Origin of the sequence: uncultured Sphingomonas sp. (genome assembly GCF_937871615.1) — a bacterium.
Classification (GTDB): domain Bacteria; phylum Pseudomonadota; class Alphaproteobacteria; order Sphingomonadales; family Sphingomonadaceae; genus Sphingomonas.
This window is the reverse complement of the sequence record NZ_CALMPA010000037.1, coordinates 1-2858: the sequence shown is the minus strand read 5'-3', so window position 1 is coordinate 2858 and position 2858 is coordinate 1. Positions and strand designations below refer to the sequence as shown.

Genomic DNA, 2858 nt, shown 5'->3' with positions numbered 1-2858 from the left:
CGCCGCCCGCGCCTGCTCCTGCGACACCTCCACCACCGTGCCGACCCTGTCGCGATGATCCGCCGGGTTGAGCACCGCCCGCGCCGCGCCCTCGCCGTCCGCCGGCGCGGCGCGCCATTCGCGGATGGCGCCCGCGCGCATGGTTTCGCCCTGTGCGGCAAGGACGCGCTCGTCGGTCAGATCCAGCCCGGCCGAGTTGCGCCGCTCTCCATAAAGGTCTCGCGGCAACGCGATATGGGGATGCTTCTGCCCCACCACCGGCATCGCGCGCACCGCCGCCACAGGATCGGCGACCAGCTCCGCGATCGACACTTCCGGGTCCGCGATGCGATTCACGAACGAGGAATTGGCGCCATTCTCCAGCAGCCGGCGGACGAGATAGGCGAGCAAGGTCTCATGCGTGCCCACCGGCGCGTAGATTCGGCACGGGCGATCGAGCCGATCCTTGCCCACCACCTCGTCATACAGCGGCTCGCCCATGCCGTGCAGGCACTGGAATTCATAACGGCCAACCGAAAAATGCGGCCCCGCCATGCGATAGATCGTCGCCAGCGTTTGCGCATTGTGCGTCGCGAACTGCGGGAAGACATGCTCGCTCGCCGCCAGCAGCTTCCGCGCGCAGGCGATATAGGCCACATCGGTGTGTATCTTGCGGGTATAGACCGGAAAATCAGCGAGGCCATCGACCTGCGCGCGCTTGATCTCGGCATCCCAATAGGCGCCCTTCACCAGCCGCACCATGATCCGCCGCGCGCTGCGCTGCGCAAGATCGACGATCCAGTCGATCACAAATGGGCACCGCTTGCCGTATGCCTGCACCACGAAGCCGAGGCCATTCCACCCCGCCAGATCGGGATCGAGCGCCAGGCTTTCGAGCAGATCGAGCGACAGTTCCAGCCGGTCTGCCTCCTCCGCGTCGATATTGAGGCCGATGTCGTAACCCTTCGCCAGCACCGCCAGCGCCTTCACGAGGGGCAGCAATTCGCCCATCACGCGCCCGGCCTGCGCGCGGGCATAACGCGGGTGAAGCGCGGACAATTTGATCGAGATGCCGGGGCCGCCATAAACACCGCGCCCGGCCGATGCCTTGCCGATCGCATGGATCGCGGCGTCATAATCCCGGTAATAACGCTCGGCATCCGCCGCGGTCGTCGCCGCCTCGCCCAGCATGTCGTAACTATATTGGAAGCCGCGCGCCTCCAACACGCGCGCGCGCTTCACCGCCTGCTCGATCGTCTCGCCGGTGACGAACTGCTCGCCCATCATCCGCATCGCCATGTCCACACCGCGCCGGATCACCGGCTCGCCCGCGCGCGCGATCAGCCGGGTGAGCGCGGCGGCCAGCCCGCTGTCGTTGACGCTGCTGGTCAGTTTGCCGGTGACGACCAGCCCCCAGGTGGCGGCGTTGACGAACAGCGAGCGCCCGTCCCCCAGATGCGCCCGCCAGTCCCCGCCCGCGATCTTGTCGCGAATCAGCGCGTCGCGGGTCGCATCATCGGGGATGCGCAGCAGCGCCTCGGCAAGGCACATCAGCGCCACGCCCTCCTGACTCGACAGCGCATATTCGTGGACCAGCCCTTCCACGCCATCGCCCTTATGCTTGGCGCGCAAGGCGGCGATCAGCGCGGTCGCGGTATCGGCGGCAGCCGCAACCACCGGGGCAGGGAGCATAGCCTGTTCCACCAGCTCGGCGACACATTCCGGCTCTGGCCGGCGATAAGCGGCGGTGATCGCCTGCCGCAGCGGGCTTTGCGGGCGAATCGGCGGGGCGAAATCGGCGAACAGCGGGGGAAGCGCGTTGGTCATATCACCGGATACCAAATTCAACATTGGCAATCCGCCCGATCATTCGCCAGAATATGGCCGAACAAACCTTATTTTCGGGCAAATTCAGGCGATATGAACGTCAAAATAGCCAAGAACGACGAAATCGACACGTTCGACCTACGGATCATCGAGGCACTGCGCGAAGATGGCCGCATGTCCGTGACGGAATTGGCCCGGCGCGTGGGCCTTTCCAAAACGCCGTGCCAGGTGCGGCTCAGGCGGCTGCTCGATGATGGCTATATCCGGGGATTCCGCGCGATGATTGATCCGGCCAAGCTCGGCCTCGATCATATCGCCTTCGCGGAGGTCAAACTGTCGGACACGCGGGAAGCCGCGCTGGAGGAATTTCGCCGCGCGGTGCTGAAAATTCCGGAGGTGGAGGAATGCCACATGATCGCGAGCAGCTTCGATTATCTGCTCAAGGTGCGCACCGCCGATATCCGCCGATATCGCATCGTGCTGGGCGAGCGCATTTCCAGCCTGCCGCATGTGGCGAGCACATCCACCTTCGTCGCAATGGAAACGATCCGCGACGCGACGATGTAGAATGAAATTTTTGAAAAACAGACGGGAATGGTGGAGCCGAGGGGGATCGAACCCCTGACCTCTGCAATGCCATTGCAGCGCTCTCCCAGCTGAGCTACGGCCCCAATTCCGTCCGGGAAGCGCCCCCTAGCCGGGCGCCGCGGGCTTGGCAAGCGGCTGTTTCACCGCTTGCCAAAAACCTTCAATTATCTTCCTCGCTGCTCGGCGCTTCCACGCCGAGATCGTCGTCGCCGCCGAGATCAACCTCGTCGTCGGCCGAGGGCTCCTCGTCCTCGCCGGTGTCGATATCGACATCGTCGTCGCCAGCAAGATCGTCGTCCGCCGCACCCTTGTCGACCTTGGCCGCCTCGAAAGGCAGCGGCTGCTTCGATTTCAGGATCGGTTCCGGCTGCCAGGCATAGCCACAGCTGATGCAGGTGACCGGATCATTCTTTTCGAGGTCATAGAAACGCGTCGCGCATTTCGGGCACGTACGCTTCGTGCCC

General features: G+C 64.6%; 3 protein-coding genes and 1 tRNA gene. 1 reads left to right on the top strand and 3 read right to left on the bottom strand.

The window, feature by feature from the left end:
• The coding region (locus Q0316_RS09220; RefSeq protein ID WP_298671616.1) for a proline dehydrogenase family protein at positions 1 to 1806 on the bottom strand (1806 nt) is incomplete at its 3' end.
• Positions 1807 to 1899: 93 nt separating this feature from the next.
• Here Q0316_RS09220 and Q0316_RS09215 point away from each other — a divergent pair.
• Positions 1900 to 2373 carry an Lrp/AsnC family transcriptional regulator gene (locus Q0316_RS09215; protein ID WP_298671614.1) on the top strand — a complete coding sequence of 158 codons (474 nt, stop codon included), beginning with the start codon at positions 1900 to 1902 and terminating at the stop codon, positions 2371 to 2373.
• 28 nt (positions 2374 to 2401) lie between these two features.
• Here Q0316_RS09215 and Q0316_RS09210 read toward each other — a convergent pair.
• Together Q0316_RS09210 and Q0316_RS09205 are read right to left on the bottom strand one after the other, a co-directional pair.
• Positions 2402 to 2477: transfer RNA gene (locus tag Q0316_RS09210), tRNA-Ala, on the bottom strand.
• A 77-nt stretch (positions 2478 to 2554) separates the two neighbouring features.
• Positions 2555 to 2858, bottom strand: a 304-nt coding sequence (locus Q0316_RS09205; RefSeq protein ID WP_298671612.1) for an FYDLN acid domain-containing protein, incomplete at its 5' end; no start/stop codon positions are given.